General features: G+C 43.0%; 16 protein-coding genes and 1 pseudogene. 6 read left to right on the forward strand and 11 right to left on the reverse strand.

What is annotated here, in order from left to right:
• The 5 genes and pseudogenes from RYL77_RS02700 to RYL77_RS02720 form a co-directional block, all read left to right on the forward strand.
• Nucleotides 1–179: pseudogene (locus tag RYL77_RS02700) on the forward strand (UDP-glucose 4-epimerase GalE); the annotation flags it as partial.
• Between the two features lie 143 nt (nt 180–322).
• The gene (locus tag RYL77_RS02705; protein ID WP_315009684.1) at nt 323–1,282 is read left to right on the forward strand and encodes an ABC transporter permease; all 960 of its coding nucleotides are present in this window, start codon (nt 323–325) and stop codon (nt 1,280–1,282) included.
• Nucleotides 1,272–2,228: an iron chelate uptake ABC transporter family permease subunit gene (locus tag RYL77_RS02710; protein WP_315009685.1), complete on the forward strand. Its 957-nt coding sequence runs from the start codon at nt 1,272–1,274 to the stop codon at nt 2,226–2,228. Before RYL77_RS02705 ends, RYL77_RS02710 begins: the two co-directional genes overlap by 11 nt.
• On the forward strand, nt 2,225–2,977 hold the full coding sequence (locus RYL77_RS02715; protein ID WP_315009686.1) for an ATP-binding cassette domain-containing protein: 753 nt from the start codon (nt 2,225–2,227) through the stop codon (nt 2,975–2,977). Before RYL77_RS02710 ends, RYL77_RS02715 begins: the two co-directional genes overlap by 4 nt.
• Before the next feature lie 100 nt (nt 2,978–3,077).
• Nucleotides 3,078–4,043, forward strand: a complete 966-nt coding sequence (locus tag RYL77_RS02720) for a siderophore ABC transporter substrate-binding protein (RefSeq protein ID WP_315009687.1) — start codon at nt 3,078–3,080, stop codon at nt 4,041–4,043.
• A gap of 108 nt (nt 4,044–4,151) precedes the next feature.
• Here the strand turns inward: RYL77_RS02720 and yidD are convergent, their stop codons facing one another.
• The 10 genes from yidD to RYL77_RS02770 all read right to left on the reverse strand — a co-directional run bounded on the left by yidD (nt 4,152) and on the right by RYL77_RS02770 (nt 10,315).
• Entirely contained in the window at nt 4,152–4,394 is a 243-nt protein-coding gene (gene yidD, locus RYL77_RS02725; RefSeq protein WP_050230852.1) for a membrane protein insertion efficiency factor YidD, read from the reverse strand.
• Nucleotides 4,394–5,116, reverse strand: a complete 723-nt coding sequence (locus RYL77_RS02730) for a pseudouridine synthase (protein ID WP_261103754.1) — start codon at nt 5,114–5,116, stop codon at nt 4,394–4,396. The genes yidD and RYL77_RS02730 overlap by 1 nt, the downstream gene beginning before the upstream one ends.
• Entirely contained in the window at nt 5,103–5,672 is a 570-nt protein-coding gene (scpB, locus tag RYL77_RS02735) for an SMC-Scp complex subunit ScpB (protein ID WP_315009690.1), read from the reverse strand. Before scpB ends, RYL77_RS02730 begins: the two co-directional genes overlap by 14 nt.
• An 18-nt stretch (nt 5,673–5,690) precedes the next feature.
• Nucleotides 5,691–6,419 carry a segregation/condensation protein A gene (locus RYL77_RS02740; RefSeq protein ID WP_054378467.1) on the reverse strand — a complete coding sequence of 243 codons (729 nt, stop codon included), beginning with the start codon at nt 6,417–6,419 and terminating at the stop codon, nt 5,691–5,693.
• A complete protein-coding gene (gene xerD, locus RYL77_RS02745) occupies nt 6,419–7,153 on the reverse strand; it encodes a site-specific tyrosine recombinase XerD (RefSeq protein ID WP_315009692.1) in 735 nt (244 codons plus the stop codon). Before xerD ends, RYL77_RS02740 begins: the two co-directional genes overlap by 1 nt.
• On the reverse strand, nt 7,150–7,611 hold the full coding sequence (cbpB, locus tag RYL77_RS02750; protein ID WP_315009694.1) for a cyclic-di-AMP-binding protein CbpB: 462 nt from the start codon (nt 7,609–7,611) through the stop codon (nt 7,150–7,152). The genes xerD and cbpB overlap by 4 nt, the downstream gene beginning before the upstream one ends.
• Entirely contained in the window at nt 7,608–8,129 is a 522-nt protein-coding gene (locus RYL77_RS02755; RefSeq protein WP_020902175.1) for a metallophosphoesterase, read from the reverse strand. Before RYL77_RS02755 ends, cbpB begins: the two co-directional genes overlap by 4 nt.
• Nucleotides 8,105–9,076 carry a nucleoside-triphosphate diphosphatase gene (locus RYL77_RS02760; RefSeq protein ID WP_315009696.1) on the reverse strand — a complete coding sequence of 324 codons (972 nt, stop codon included), beginning with the start codon at nt 9,074–9,076 and terminating at the stop codon, nt 8,105–8,107. Before RYL77_RS02760 ends, RYL77_RS02755 begins: the two co-directional genes overlap by 25 nt.
• The gene (racE, locus tag RYL77_RS02765) at nt 9,073–9,867 is read right to left on the reverse strand and encodes a glutamate racemase (protein WP_020901104.1); all 795 of its coding nucleotides are present in this window, start codon (nt 9,865–9,867) and stop codon (nt 9,073–9,075) included. Before racE ends, RYL77_RS02760 begins: the two co-directional genes overlap by 4 nt.
• Nucleotides 9,868–10,066: 199 nt before the next feature.
• Nucleotides 10,067–10,315: a YneF family protein gene (locus RYL77_RS02770; protein ID WP_000364990.1), complete on the reverse strand. Its 249-nt coding sequence runs from the start codon at nt 10,313–10,315 to the stop codon at nt 10,067–10,069.
• Between the two features lie 315 nt (nt 10,316–10,630).
• Here RYL77_RS02770 and RYL77_RS02775 point away from each other — a divergent pair, with 315 nt between their 5' ends.
• Nucleotides 10,631–15,583: an SIALI-17 repeat-containing surface protein gene (locus tag RYL77_RS02775; protein WP_315009697.1), complete on the forward strand. Its 4,953-nt coding sequence runs from the start codon at nt 10,631–10,633 to the stop codon at nt 15,581–15,583.
• 320 nt (nt 15,584–15,903) lie between these two features.
• On the opposite strand, the gene RYL77_RS02780 is transcribed toward RYL77_RS02775, so the two are convergent.
• Nucleotides 15,904–16,707, reverse strand: a complete 804-nt coding sequence (locus RYL77_RS02780; protein ID WP_261124720.1) for an ABC transporter ATP-binding protein — start codon at nt 16,705–16,707, stop codon at nt 15,904–15,906.
• Nucleotides 16,708–16,717 lie beyond the last annotated feature (10 nt).

The raw sequence follows: 16,717 nt of genomic DNA on the forward strand, positions 1-16,717 counted from the left end.
TGAATCAAAAAATACCACACGAAATTGTTGCTCGCCGTGCTGGTGACCCAGCCAGTGTCCTAGCAGATGCTTCAAAAGCTAAAAAATACCTTGATTGGAAGGCTAGTTACTCTCTTGAAGATATTATTTTATCGGATTATCATTGGCGGGTTAAAGAAGGTAAAAACATTTTAGAATAGGATAACAAAGGAGAAAGTCTTGTTGCTCTCTCCTTGTTTCATCCATTAAATTATCAGAAAATTTATTGACAGATTAAAAATTTCGTGTTACATTTATATCTGCAGGTATCTTTCGATACCAAATCTACATGAAAGGACTGGGTATGAAACTTTCTCATTATTTAATTGGCTTACTTCTACTCCTAGTCTTTCTCTCCATTAGCATTGGAACCAGTGATTTTTCATGGGAAAAGCTCTTTGCTTTCGACCAGCAGACCTGGCTTCTCTTTCAAGAGTCCCGTCTTCCAAGGACGATTAGCATTCTCCTGGCTGCATCTAGCATGAGTATGGCAGGACTTCTCATGCAGACTATTACCCAAAATCAGTTTGCTGCACCGAGTACAGTTGGGACTACTGAAGCCGCCAAACTAGGAATGGTATTGAGCCTCTTTGTCTTTCCATCGGCTAGTCTGACCCAAAAGATGGTCTTTGCTTTTGTTTCATCCATCTTATTTACCCTCTTCTTCCTAGCCTTTATGACCATTTTTACTGTAAAGGAAAGGTGGATGTTACCTCTAATTGGGATTATTTATAGTGGGATTATCGGTTCTGTGACAGAAGTTATCGCCTATCGGTTCAATCTGGTTCAGAGTATGACTGCTTGGACCCAGGGGTCCTTCTCCATGATTCAGACCCATCAGTATGAGTGGCTCTTCTTAGGCCTCATTATCCTGATTGCCGTTTGGAAATTGTCCCAAACCTTTACCATCATGAATCTGGGCAAGGAAACCAGTGAGAGTCTGGGGATTTCCTACTCCCTGCTTGAAAAACTGGCCCTCTTTCTGGTCGCGCTAACGACAAGTGTCACCATGATTACCGTGGGTGGCTTACCATTTCTCGGAGTTATTGTTCCCAATCTTGTTCGCAAGCGCTATGGAGATAATCTAAGTCAGACCAAACTCATGGTCGCACTGGTCGGTGCCAATCTAGTTCTGGCCTGCGACATCCTATCCCGAGTTCTGATTCGGCCCTATGAGCTGTCTGTCAGTCTTCTACTAGGAATCATCGGCAGCCTCGTCTTTATCCTACTTCTTTGGAGAGGGGGACGAAAAGATGCAGTCTAAAAGCAAACATACCAAGCTCTTCTGGATTCTCATTATTCTTGCCATCGGAGCTTGTCTCCTCTACTTTTGGCCCATCACCCATCTATCTGCCTTTGCCTGGAAGTTGCGTTCCCAAAAAATCGTCGTTTATCTCTTGGTAGCTATCGCGACTGGGATTTCAACCATTAGTTTTCAAACCCTAACAGAAAATCGCTTCCTAACACCTAGTATTTTAGGAATCCAATCCTTCTACGTCCTACTGCAAACTCTACTACTGGTTTTTGAAAGCAAGCTTCTTCAGCTTGGCAAGTCTCCCATCTTAGAATTCCTAGTTTTACTTCTGCTTCAATCCCTCTTCTTTCTCGCCTTACAAGGCTACTTGAAGACACTGATGAAGCAAGACCTGGTCTTCATTCTGCTGGTCTGTCTAGCCCTCGGAAGTCTCTTTCGAAATATCAGTACCTTCCTTCAGGTCTTGATGGATCCAAACGAATACGATAAACTGCAGAACAGTCTCTTTGCCTCCTTTCAACATCTCAACACTTCCATCCTAGCCATCGGTTCTCTGATTATCCTTGCTTTGACAATCTTTTTCTTTCGGAAAGCAGTCATTCTGGATGTCTTGCACCTGCAAAGAGAAACGGCTCAGATATTGGGACTCGATGTTGAAAAAGAACAGAAAGAACTCCTCTGGGGCATCGTACTTTTGACCTCAACGGCCACTGCCTTGGTAGGTCCTATGGCCTTCTTCGGCTTTATGCTAGCCAACCTCACCTACCTAATCGTCAAAGACTATCGGCACAAGTTGCTCTTTATCGTAGCCATTCTGATCGGATTTATCAGTTTGACCTTGGGGCAAGCTCTGATTGAACGAGTCTTTGCACTGGAAATTCGCATCGGCATGATCATCGAAAGTGTGGGTGGTTTCTTATTCTTTATCTTACTCTACAGGAGGGCGCGTCGGTGAAACTGGAAAACATTGACAAATCCATTCAAAAACAGGATATTTTGCAAGGCATTACGCTTGAAGTCAGTCCTCAGAAACTGACAGCCTTCATTGGTCCAAATGGTGCTGGAAAATCGACTCTCCTCTCCATCATGAGCAGACTGACCAAGAAAGATCAGGGAATTCTCAGTATCAAAGGACGTGAAATCGAAAGTTGGAATTCGCAAGAACTGGCCCAAGAACTCACCATCCTAAAACAGAAAATCAATTACCAAGCCAAATTGACTGTTGAAGAACTGGTCAGTTTTGGACGTTTTCCCTACAGCCGAGGTCGACTTAGATCAGAAGACTGGGAAAAAATCCGAGAAACTCTGGACTATCTGGAATTGACAGACTTAAAAGATCGCTACATCGATAGCCTGTCTGGGGGACAACTCCAGCGCGTCTTTATCGCTATGGTACTGGCCCAGGATACGGACTTTATCTTACTAGACGAACCGCTCAACAATCTTGATATCAAGCAAAGCGTTAGCATGATGCAAATTCTTCGGAGACTGGTGGAGGAACTCGGCAAGACCATTATCATCGTCCTCCACGATATCAACATGGCTAGTCAGTATGCAGATGAGATTGTCGCCTTCAAGGATGGTCAAGTCTTTAGCAAGGGAAGGACAGATCAAATCATGCAGGCTGACCTGCTCAGTCAACTCTATGAGATTCCCATCACGCTGGCGGATATCAATGGCAAAAAGATCTGTATCTATAGCTAGTAACATAGAAACTCGAGTTAGAGAACCCTCAGTCTCTTAGCTAACAAGCCTATCAAAGAGACTACCTAAATCGTTATCACATTTTAAAAAAGGAGAAATCATGAAAACATCCCTTAAATTTTATCTCACTGCCCTAGTGGCCAGCTTCTTACTCTTACTTGGTGCATGTAGTACCAACTCAAGCACTAGTCAGTCGGAAACAAGCAACTCTGCTCCAACAGAGATAACCATTAAAAGTTCATTAGACGAAGTCAAACTTTCAAAAGTTCCTGAAAATATTGTGACCTTTGACCTTGGTGCTGCGGATACTATTCGTGCTCTAGGATTTGAAAAAAATATCGTTGGAATGCCTACAAAAACAGTACCAACCTATCTCAAAGACCTAGCTGGAAAAGTTAAAAATGTTGGTTCTATGAAAGAACCTGATTTAGAAGCTATCGCCGCCCTTGAGCCTGATTTGATTATTGCTTCCATACGTACACAAAAATTCGTAGACAAATTCAAAGAAATCGCCCCAACCGTTCTCTTCCAAGCAAGTAAGGACGACTACTGGACTTCTACCAAGGCTAATATCGAATCCTTAGCAAGCGCCTTTGGTGAAACTGGTACACAGAAAGCCAAGGAAGAATTGGCCAAGCTAGACAAGAGCATCCAAGAAGTCGCTACTAAAAACGAAAGTTCTGACAAAAAAGCCCTTGCCATCCTCCTCAACGAAGGAAAAATGGCTGCCTTTGGTGCCCAATCTCGTTTCTCTTTCTTGTACCAAACCTTGAAATTCAAGCCAACTGATACTCAATTTGAAGACTCACGCCACGGACAAGAAGTCAGCTTTGAAAGTGTCAAAGAAATCAATCCTGACATCCTCTTTGTCATCAACCGTACCCTTGCCATCGGTGGGGACAACTCTAGCAACGATGGCGTCCTAGAAAATGCCCTCATCGCTGAAACTCCTGCTGCTAAAAATGGTAAGATCATCCAACTAACACCAGACCTCTGGTATCTAAGTGGAGGCGGTCTTGAATCAACAAAACTCATGATTGAAGACGCACAAAAAGGCTTGAAATAAGCAACTTCAAACTCAACTAACATCTTTACATGATAAAACGCATCCTATCAGACTCACTCAAACTTGATAGGATGCGTTTTTATCATTTTAAAATCTGTTTACCTATCCTCATTCCCCTTCTTGATTTCGTTTGAGGGAAAAGTGGTCTGGGACAGGGTCCTTACCTGTTTTCGACCAGGGATGGCAACGTAAAATCCGAGCCAAACCCATCAAGACACCCTTAAAGCCATGTTTTTCAATAGCCTGAATCATATAGTTGGAACAAGTCGGCTCAAAGCGACAAGAAGGTGGAAAGGCTGGTGAGATAAAACGTTGGTAAAAGCGCACAGGCGCTATTAAAATTCGTTTCATTATTTCTTGGTTACAGCCATGGTGTGTAGTTGGCTGATTTCTTTTTTGTTAAGGCGACGCGATTCACCTGGACGGAGACCTGTCAAATCTAGGTGTCCAAAACGAGTTCGAGACAACTTATCTACTTGGAGACCGACAGCTTCAAACATCTTTTTAACCTGATGGTTACGCCCTTCATGGATAGTCAACTGTACCACAGAGCGATTTTTAACTGGATCCACTTTGAGAATCTCATAGACAGCAGGCTTAGTTTTCTTGCCATCAATCTCAAGACCACGAGTCAAGGGACGGAGATTGTCCCTATTAGCCACACCTTTGACACGCGCAACATAGACCTTATCAATCTCATTACGAGGGTGAATCATCTCATCCGTAAAATCCCCATCATTGGTCAAAATCAAGACTCCTGATGTATCCCAGTCCAAACGACCTACAGGGTAGATGCGCTCTTTGACGTTGGGCAAGAGGTCGACAACCGTCTTGCGGCCCTTGTCATCTGTCACACTGGAAATGACACCGCGTGGTTTGTTAAGCAGATAATAGACCTTTTCTTCGTTGTAGATAGGTTGACCTTCAACTTCGACCTTGTCGCCTGACTTGATAGTCGTTGCTAGTTCACGTACCACTTGGCCGTTAACCGTCACCAAACCTTGCTTGATCAGCTCTTCTGCTTTTCTCCTACTGGCCACACCTGCGTGGGCAATATACTTATTGATTCTCATCTTCTTCTATCCTTTCACCAAATAATTGGCTTTCTTGGGCTTGAATCTCAAGCTCATCAATCACTGGTAATTCTTCCAAATGGTTAATTCCCATATAATCTAGGAAATAATCTGTAGTCACATAGAGATTGGGGCGCCCTAACACTTCTTTTTTCCCGTCTTCTTTAATCAAGTCAAAAGCCTGCAACTTTGCCAAGGCTCCACTCGAGTTAACCCCACGAATGGCATCAATTTCTATCCGTGTGATGGGCTGCTTGTAGGCAATAATGGACAAGGTCTCAAGGGCAGCCCGAGACAAGCTCTGGTTGATCGGCGCCTTGGAATATTCCTTCAACACCTCTGAAAACTGAGGCTTGGTCACCAATCTGTAGGCCGTACCTGTCTCAATCAGAGCCAAACTGGAATCTGGGTCATTTTCATACTTCTGGGCTAATTTTTCTAAACTCTGTTGGATGCCTGTCGGTGGCAGAGAGAGGAGTTCAGCTAACTGGCGGACCCTAATCCCATCTTCACCCGCTACAAACAAGAGCGCTTCTATTTTTGCTAAAGTACTCATCTTTCCTCTCTATCAAGTCTAGCTTTGTGCCACTTGACTTTCTTCCTTCTTTTCCATGAGATAGATATCTCCGAAGCTCTCCTCTTGCACAAGAATCAGCTCCTGAGTTTTGATTAACTCTAAGGTCGCCAAAAAGAGGGTAATGACCTCTTGGACATTCTGGGCTTCCTTGAACAAATCCTGCAAGCGTAACTGGTCTCGGCCAGCCAAGGACTCTTTCACGATGACCATCATGTCCTCAATCTTATACTCATCCCGCAAGATAGTCGTGTGATTTTGTGCAAACTCCTCTTTTTTCTTGGCTAGGATATTTGAAAAAGCCAAAAAGAGGTCAATGGTCGTCTTGTCATGCACAAGCTCCGCATCTTCGTAAATCAACTCTGTCGGTGCTTTAGAATAATACTGGGCCCGTTCTTGGTGCTTGGCTTCCAAGTGCTCCCCCAAGAGTTTGAACTTGCGGTATTCTTCGATTTGGGAGAGAAGATCCTGCTCCAGATCATCCTCCAAGTCTGTCACTTCTGCTACCTTTGGAAGAAGCTTACGGCTCTTGATCAGCATCAGCTGACTGGCCATAACCATATACTCACCTGTCACTTCCAGACGCATGGCCTGCAGGGTTGAAACATAAGCTAGATACTGTTCGATGACTTCTGTAATAGGCACATCGTAGATATCCATCTGGTACTTAGAAACAAGATGCAAGAGCAAGTCCAGGGGCCCTTCAAAATCTTTTAATTTAATATCCATTATCTATATTTTTCTAAGGTCAGGACTGTTTTTAATCCTAATGTTTTTGCAATCTCGTACAAATCGACCTTCTTTTCTATTTGTCTTAAAATGAACTGTTCCCGCAAGGCTTGGGCTGATAAGGTTGGAAAACCTTTCTCCTTGACAAAGGACTCTAGCTGGCGGAAGGCCCACTGACGAGAATAAGCTTTCCCTCCCCTTTCAAACAGATAGGTCTGCCCCATCAAGGGTTCCAATTCTAAAAGCAAGGTCGTGGGAATGGTAACAATCCTCTGTTGGGAAGCCTTGTTGATTCTCAAAACCTGAAAATCAAGATTGATATCCGCAACCTTGAGGGATAAAATCTCGCTTGGCAAGAGTCCTATTTCCAAGATAAGAAGCGCCAGCAAGCGTCCTTCTGGATAATTACTTTCCTGCCAAAAAGAGTCTAGGTCTAACAGTTCTGGTTTTTCGGTCTTCTTTTCAGCTTGCTTGGCCAATTGCAAGCGGTAAAAGCTGTCCACCTCTCCTTTTTGATAGAGAAAGTAGAGAAATTGGTTACAGGCTGACATCTTTCGCTTCTGGGCGCTGATTTTTAGATTGGCTAGCTGGGCTTGGTAAATCTTGAGACTGGTCTCAGAAATCCGCTCGCCCACAATGTCTAAAAATTGCTCCAAATCATACTTATAAGATTGCTTGGAATTGGCAGACAAGCCCTGCTTTTCCTCTAAAAAGGCTGAAATCCTATCTCTCATCTGCATCGAATCTCATAGTCCTTACTAAAGTCATGCAAGAGGGCATTGACAGCCTTGAGGATAGATTTGCGCGTGATAATCCCTTGGAAAATACCTTCTGCGTCCACAACTGGCAAGAAAGACTCATCTACCAGCTTGTGCAAGACCTCCGTAATGGTAAAATCAGGCGAAACGACCGCTACGTCTGTTTTGGTCATGTGGACAATGTCCGTATCCGCCATGATTTCTGAGCTCAAGTCATGCTCCATCTGATAAGCCATAATATCTCTAAGCCCGATAGTCCCAACAAATTGTTTTTCATCGGTTACAACAGGAACACGGGTATAGGTCATCTGACTGAGCAAGAGGGTCGCATGATCCGCATTGTGGGTATCAATCAACACAGCTAGATTTTCAGCAGGGGTCAAAAAAGTTTCCTCTTGCCCCAACAAGAAAGTCTCAAACTCCTTGGCAATCATCGGCTAAACTCCTTGGACAAGCCCGGATACACCTCATGGTCTCGTGTCAAAAAGTCCACTTTGAAATAACTATCATCAATCTCCACACGAGCATAGAGACATTCTCTGATGGTCCCACGTGGTTGACTGATAGAGCCTGGATTTAGAAAAAGAGTCTTTCCTTCCATCCAAGCATTTGGCACATGCAAGTGACCATAGAGGCAGATATCGGCTTCTTCTTCCTGAGCCCAGTAGTCCAACTTTTGAAAGTTGAAATTGATGTCAAACAAGTGACCATGGGTTTGGATAATCTTGGTCGAACCAAGCTCAGTCACCAAACGTTCTGGGTAGCCGGCGTAGAAGTCCATGTTCCCTTTAACAACACGGATGCCTTCCCAAAGTGGAGAATCAGGACGCAGTTCAGAATCGCCGTTATGAAAAACGGCATCAACTTTGCCCACATAGCGATCACGGATTTCTTCCACAATCAAGCTATCGCCATGGGAATCGCTCATTACAATGATGGTTTGCTTTGCCATGATGGAAATACCTCCAAAAGTTTCTTAACGGCTAAGGCACGGTGAGATTGACTATTTTTTTCTTCAAGGGTTAATTCAGCTGAGGACTTGCCTGTCTCTCCTACCAGGAAGAGAGGATCGTAACCAAAGCCATTTTCACCCTTAGGTTCAAAGTTAATGTAGCCTGGCCAGTCTGCTTCAACAACCAAGCTTTCCTTGTTTGGACTGGCTACGACTAGGGTTGTATGGAATTGAGCCGAGCGGTCCTTGAGTTCAAAGACCATGGCCAATTCGTGCAAGAGTTTGGCATTGTTTTCACGGTCAGTAGCTCCCACACCCGCAAAACGAGCTGACCAGACACCTGGCAAGCCGCCTAGGACATCGACTTTGAGACCAGAATCATCTGCCAGAACCATCTTGCCTGTTAACTGTGAAATGGTTTCTGCCTTGAGGCGGGCATTTTCTTCAAAGGTCATACCTGTTTCTACTACTTCAGGTAGGTCAGGATAGTCATTGAGATTTTCCACATCGTAGCCTAGCTTGTCAAAGATAGCTCGGAATTCCTTGGTCTTGCCCTCGTTACGAGTCGCAATCAACAGGGTTTCTCTGACCTTGTTTGTCTCAAAGAAATCATGAACATTGACCCCTTCTTTGGGCAATTCCACATACAAGAGTTGCCCATTTTCAACCAAGAGCAGAGCCCCTTGACGTTGAATGACTTCCAAATTTCGGCCCATTTCTTGGTTGAGGATATCTACCACAAAGGACAATAAACGGTAGCGAGAACCATAGCGTAAAACAGTAACTGAAATCGGGAAACCTCGTTCCTCGTCTCGAAAGATTTTGGCCAATCCAACCAGAGGGAAATCCAAGTCTTCATCAGTCAACGTCCGGACGCCACCAAAAATACTATAGGACCCGACATACCAGTCCTGGTCATCCTTGTATTCATAAATTTTATTTGTCATAATTCTACATGCTCCACATGAATTTCTTTTTCCAGCCATTCTTCACCTATTTGGGCAAAACTTTGGCTGCTAGCTGTTGTGTAAAAACGGTGTTGGAGTGGTCCAGCATCACGACCACGATTGATTTCAAAATAATTGAGTAAGACTGAGATATCCCGTACGCACTCTGCCCCACTATCAATGAGCTGAACCTTTGGCCCCATGACATTTTGAATAATGGGTCTGAGAAGTGGATAATGGGTACAGCCCAAAATCAGGCTATCCACCTTTCCTACCAAGGGACGCAGAGTTTCATAAACCACTTTCTTGGTGACACTGGTTGACAGGGCACCTGACTCCACCAAGGGGGCAAACTTGGGACAGGCCAAACTCTCCACCTGTAAGTCCGGATCCAGATCATGAATTTTCTGACGATAGATGTCTGATTGGACCGTCATTGGCGTTCCAATCACCCCGATTTTCCCACCTTGGCTGGACTTGATGGCTGCCGAAGCTCCTGGCAAAATTACACCTAGGACAGGAATGTCTAGTTGAGCCTTGATTTCTTCCCAGACGACCGCAGTCGCAGTATTACAAGCAATGACAATCATTTTGACATCCTTGGTCAAGAGAAAGTTGACCAACTGCCAAGTATATTCACGAATTTGCTCAGCAGGACGGGGACCATAGGGCGCCCGTGCCGAATCTCCAATATAGACGATTTCTTCATGGGGAAGCTGGCGCATGAGCTCGCGCACAACGGTCAAGCCCCCGACACCCGAATCCAAAAAACCAATTGGTCGATTATCCATACAGTCTTCTTTCTAGTTTTTTTCTGATTGATAGTTCATTATGATTATTGATCCTTGTGAACTGAATGACAGTCTAATCAATAACTATCTCTATTAATCATAATCAAATATCAATAGAATGCAAGGAAAAAGTCTCATTCCTAAACCCTTAGCCAACATAGTGAGAAGTCTGGAACTTTCATCCCAGACTTTTCCTTATTTATTTTTTCTTTTTATTGTTAGCAAGGGCTGCCTTTTGTTGGCGGATGATTTGGTGGTAAACTTGTTGTACCTTAGCTTCGCTTGGTTTTTGACCATTTGCACTCAAAAGAGTACGAACTGCTTCAGCATTCAAACGTGGGTTGTCAGCAAATTCTTTTTCGATTTGCTTACGAACCAAGTACATTCCTCCAAGAGCTCCTCCTAGAAAAGCTAGCACAATCAATACAATTGCTAAAAGTAAATCCATCATTTTTCTCCTGTTTCTTTTTGAGTCCCTTTCATTATACCATAAACTAGCCACACTGACCAGTTTGTTTTACGCTTTCAAGACGATACCAATACATAGTCGCCTTATACACTCGCATCTTTGACTACTTGTTTAACCAGTTTCCAGTCACATTATATAAAACTATAACTTCATATGAAAATCTCTTGCTTTCTCTGTTTTTATTTGTTATATTAAAATGGTACAAATAAAATCGGTCCATATCAGACTGTAAATAGAGCATTATATTTTTTTAAGAAAAAATGAAAGCGCTTTTAATTAATAAAGGAGGTTTCTATGGGAAATTTATTTAGGGAGAAATCCTGTCGCTACAGTATTCGGAAGCTAACAGTTGGCACAGCCTCTGTTTTGCTTGGAGCGGTTTTTCTAGCTAGTCATACCGTCTCTGCTGATACTATTGAAGTAAAGCAAAATGAGGCTACACTGGAGAAAACTACAGCTAAGACAGATACCATTACGAAAACAACTGAATCAACCGAGCACACACAGCCAAGCGAAGCAATTGACCATTCAAAACCAGTTCTAGCTAATAATAGTTCTTCTGAAACCAAACCTGCTAAGGCTAATGTTACTTCTGCTACAACTAATCAAGCAAGCACTGAAGCCATTGTCAAACCTAATGAAAATAAGGAAGCCGAAAAGCAAGAACTGCCTGTGACAAACCAAAACAACTATCAGCTAAACTATGATAAACCAACAGCTCCTTCCTATGATGGATGGGAAAAACAAGCCCTTCCAGTTGGGAATGGTGAGATGGGGGCTAAGGTTTTTGGTCTCATCGGCGAGGAGAGAATCCAATACAACGAAAAAACTCTTTGGTCAGGTGGACCGCGTCCCGACAGTACCGACTATAATGGAGGAAACTATCAGGAACGGTATAAAATTTTAGCAGAAATTCGTAAGGCTCTAGAGGATGGAGACCGCCAAAAAGCCAAACGATTAGCTGAGCGAAATCTAGTTGGTCCAAACAATTCCCAATATGGACGTTATTTATCCTTTGGTGATGTATCCATGGTTTTCAATAACCAAAAAAAGGGTCTGGATACGGTAACAGATTATCACCGTGGTTTGGATATCACAGAAGCCACTACTACCACTTCTTACACCCAAGATGGGACTACCTTTAAAAGAGAAACAATCTCAAGTTACCCTGATGATGTTACTGTTACCCACTTGACCCAAAAAGGGGACAAAAAACTTGATTTTACAGTTTGGAATAGCTTAACAAAAGATTTACTTGCTAACGGAAACTACTCAGCGGAATATTCTAACTACAAAAGTGGCCATGTTACGACAGACCCAAATGGTATCCTACTAAAAGGTACAGTCAAAGATAATGGCCTCCGGTTCGCATCCTATCTAGGAATTAAAACGGACGGAAAAGTTACTGTTCATGAGGATAGTTTAACGGTCACAGGGGCTAGTTATGCTACGCTTTTACTCAGTGCCAAGACTAACTTTGCTCAAAATCCTAAAACCAACTATCGAAAAGACATTGACCTCGAAAAAACAGTTAAAGGGATTGTCGAAGCAGCTAAGGGCAAAGACTACGAGACACTTAAAAAGGACCATATCAAAGACTATCAAAGCCTCTTTAACCGCGTCAAACTAAACCTAGGTGGAAGCAAGACTGCTCAAACGACAAAAGAGGCCCTTCAGACCTATAACCCTAGCAAAGGGCAAAAACTGGAAGAACTCTTCTTCCAATACGGACGTTATTTATTGATTAGTTCATCTCGTGATCGGACAGATGCCCTTCCTGCCAACCTACAAGGAGTCTGGAATGCCGTAGACAATCCACCTTGGAACGCTGACTACCATCTCAATGTCAATTTGCAAATGAACTATTGGCCGGCCTACATGAGCAATCTAGCTGAAACAGCCAAGCCAATGATCAATTACATTGACGACATGCGCTATTATGGTCGTATCGCCGCTAAGGAATACGCTGGCATCGAATCAAAAGATGGACAAGAAAATGGCTGGCTGGTTCATACACAGGCAACACCATTTGGCTGGACTACTCCTGGTTGGAATTACTATTGGGGTTGGTCACCAGCAGCTAATGCCTGGATGATGCAGAACGTCTATGACTACTATAAATTCACCAAGGATGAAACTTATCTAAAAGAAAAGATTTATCCTATGCTCAAGGAGACCGCTAAGTTCTGGAATTCCTTCTTGCACTATGACCAGGCCAGTGACCGTTGGGTATCTTCTCCATCCTATTCACCTGAACACGGTACCATTACCATTGGAAATACCTTTGACCAATCACTAGTCTGGCAGCTATTCCATGACTACATGGAAGTCGCCAACCATCTGAATGTCGACAAAGACTTAGTTACAGAGGTCAAGACTAAATTTGACAAACTCAAACCACTTCACATCAACAAAGAGGGACGTATCAAGGAATGGTACGAGGAAGACAGTCCACAATTCACTAATGAAGGGATTGAAAATAACCATCGCCACGTTTCCCATCTGGTAGGTCTCTTCCCAGGTACGCTCTTTAACAAGGACCAGGCTGAATACTTAGAGGCTGCACGTGCTACCCTCAATCACCGCGGAGATGGTGGTACTGGTTGGTCTAAGGCCAATAAAATCAACCTCTGGGCTCGTCTCTTAGACGGTAACCGTGCCCATCGCCTGCTTGCTGAACAGCTCAAATATTCAACCCTAGAAAACCTTTGGGATACGCACGCACCTTTCCAAATCGATGGAAACTTTGGAGCAACCAGTGGAATTGCAGAAATGCTTCTTCAATCACACACTGGCTACATTGCACCATTGCCAGCCCTTCCAGATGCTTGGAAAGACGGTCAGGTTTCTGGTCTAGTTGCCCGTGGTAACTTTGAAGTCAGCATGAAGTGGAAAGATAAAAACCTGCAAAGCCTGTCCTTCCTGGCAAATATCGGTGGAGACCTAGTTGTAGATTATCCAAATATCGAAGCCAGCCAAATCAAGGTCAATGGTAAATCTGTCAAAGCAACTGTTCTTAAAGATGGCCGCATCCAACTAGCAACGCAAAAAGGTGATGTCATTACCTTTGAACATTTCCCTGGTCGTGTAACCAGTCTGACAGCAGTTAGACAAAATGGCGTCACTGCCGAACTCACCTTCAACCAAGTAGAAGGCGCTACCCACTATGTTATCCAAAGACAAGCGAAAGACGAATCTGGCCAAACCTCTGCAAGCAGAGAATTTGTAACCAATCAAACCCATTTTATCGACCGCTCACTCGATCCTCAACTCGCCTACACTTATACTGTTAAGGCTATGCTAGGTAATGTTTCTACACAAGTATCCGAAAAGGCCAATGTCGAAACCCATAACCAATTGATGGATGACCGTGATAGTCGAATCCAATACGGTTCTGCATTTGGAAACTGGGCAGACTCAGAATTATTTGGAGGAACAGAGAAGTTTGCCGACCTTTCACTAGGTAACTATACGGATAAAGATGCGACAGCAACCATTCCTTTCAATGGTGTTGGCATTGAAATCTATGGTCTCAAATCATCTCAATTGGGAATCGCTGAAGTCAAAATCGATGGTAAATCAGTCAGTGAACTGGACTTCTATACTGCAGGTGCAACTGAAAAAGGTAGCCTTATCGGTCGCTTCACAGGATTGTCAGATGGTTCTCATGTGATGACCATCACTGTAAAAAAAGAGCATAAACACCGTGGCAGTGAACGTTCCAAAATTTCCTTAGACTACTTTAAAGTTTTACCTGGACAGGGAACAACTATTGAAAAAATGGATGACCGTGACTCTCGCATTCAATACGGATCTCAATTCAAAGATTGGAGCGATACTGAATTATATAAGAGCACAGAAAAATATGCGGATATCAATAACAGTGACCCGAGTACTGCTTCAGAAGCTCAGGCAACCATTCCATTTACTGGAACAGGTATTCGAATTTACGGACTTAAAACATCCGCTCTCGGAAAAGCTCTCGTGACACTAGATGGCAAAGAAATGCCAAGTCTAGACTTCTACACAGCTGGAGATACCCAAAAGGCAACCTTAATTGGAGAATTTACTAATCTGAGCGATGGCAATCATATTTTGACATTAAAAGTTGATCCAAATTCACCAGCAGGACGCAAGAAAATCTCTCTAGACTCCTTTGATATCATCAAAGCCCCTGCTGTTGGTGTAGATAGTCCAAGTATCGCACCGCTTAAGGAAGGGGATAAAAACATCTCTTTAACTCTACCAGCTGGAGACTGGGAAGCAATCGCTGTGACCTTCCCAGGTATCAAAGATCCACTAGTTTTACGTAAGATAGACGATAATCATCTGGTTACGACTGGGGATCAGACTGTCTTATCAATCCAAGATAATCAGATACAAATCCCTATCCCTGACGAAACCAATCGAAAAGTTGGAAATGCGATAGAAGCTTATTCTATCCAGGGAAATACAACAAGCAGTCCTGTAGTAGCTGTCTTTACCAAAAAGGATGAGAATCAGCAACCAACTACAAGCAAGGGAGATGATCCTGCTCCTATTGTAGAAATTCCTGAATACACTAAGCCTATCAGCACAGCAGGACAAGAGCAACCACCTACTGTTTCTATCCCTGAGTACACGAAGCCTATCGGCACAGCAGGACTAGAACAAGCGTCTACTGTTTCTGTTCCTGAATATAAACTTCGTGTCTTAAAAGATGAAAGGACTGGAGTTGAAATTATTGGAGGAGCGACTGACTTAGAGGGAATTTCTCATATTTCTAGCAGACGTGTATTAGCTCAAGAACTATTTGGTAAGATATACGATGCTTATGATATTCAATTTAAAAATCCAAACAACCATAATATACAACCACAAAGAGCTGTTTTAGTTAGATTACCAATTACAACCGATGTAGAAAATGTTTATTACCTAAGTCCAACTAAGGAATTGGAAGCACTTGATTTTACAGTTCGAGAAGGTAGGGCAGAATTTACCACTAGTCACTTTGGTACATATGCGGTAGTCTATCAATCTAGCCATTCTCAAGAAACTACACCAAACAAGACAATTGAAATCCCTTCAGAACCAACTTCACTAAACTTTGAACAGACTTCAACTACCGATAGTCCTACTCAGATGGAAAATACTCATTATAAAGAACAACTTCCAGAAACTGGTGAATCCTCAAATCCACTCCTCTTCTTAGCAGGACTGAGTGTAGTCTTAACATCAATTTTCTTATTAAAAAATAAGATAGATTAGATCTATAAATTTTTAAGAATTACTTGGAGGGCTCATCCTATTCAAGTTCAATTCGAGTATGTTATACACTATTTCATCTACCATTTAACTGATATCTTTTAAGATAATATTCTAAACTACAAACCAGTCCTTTTGTCTTGAGGACTGGTTTTAACAATAGTGAGAACTCCTAGACAGAAACAGATTCTTCCAGATTTCTTTTACCTTGTATCAATTTAAATCAATACTAATGTCATACAGCAATTGACAAGTATCTAGTTAACAATGCTGTGTAAGCCATATTATAAACAGACCGAGACACCACATCTCAGCCTTTTTCTTTATCCCAAAACCAATTCATCACTGACTAGACTTTGGCCACTATTTTTCTGGAAGAGATGCATGAGGTCTTCAACTGTCAGATGCTTTTTCTCCTCTCCCTTGACATCCACCACTATCTTGCCTTGATAGAGCATAATGAGACGATTGCCGTACTCAATCGCATGGTTCATATCGTGGGTAATCATCAGAGTAGTCAACTGATGATGCTCCACAATCTTTTGCGTCAAATCCATCACCATTTGACTAGTTTTCGGGTCAAGTGCCGCAGTGTGTTCATCCAACAGCAAGAGCTTAGGTTTCACCAAGGATGCCATGACTAGGGTCAAGGCCTGTCTTTGTCCTCCTGAAAGGTATTGAGTATCTACTTTCAAGCGATTTTCAAGACCGATATTCAACTCCTTCAAGGCCTCTTGGAACTGGATTCTGTCCTTCTCCTTCACGCCCCAGCCAAGTCCTCTCTTTTGTCCACGTCTCAAGGCAATAGCCATATTCTCCTCAATCGTCAAACGAGAGGCTGTTCCCATCTTAGGATCTTGAAAAACACGGGCGATATCCTTGGCTCTCTTTCTTACACTCAGATTTTTAATGGATTTCCCTGCCAGTAGAAGGTCCCCTTCATCCACCGATAGATTGCCAGCCAAGATATTCATCAAAGTGGATTTCCCTGCGCCATTTCCACCAATCACAGAGATAAAATCTCCCTCTTCAACCTCTAAATCTAATCCTTTGAGGACATGGTTCTCATTGACCGTCCCTGCTTCAAATGTTTTGTGAATATTTTCAAGTGTTAACAAACTTGCCATAACTTTCTCC

Origin of the sequence: uncultured Streptococcus sp. (assembly GCF_963516515.1) — a bacterium.
Lineage (GTDB): Bacteria > Bacillota > Bacilli > Lactobacillales > Streptococcaceae > Streptococcus.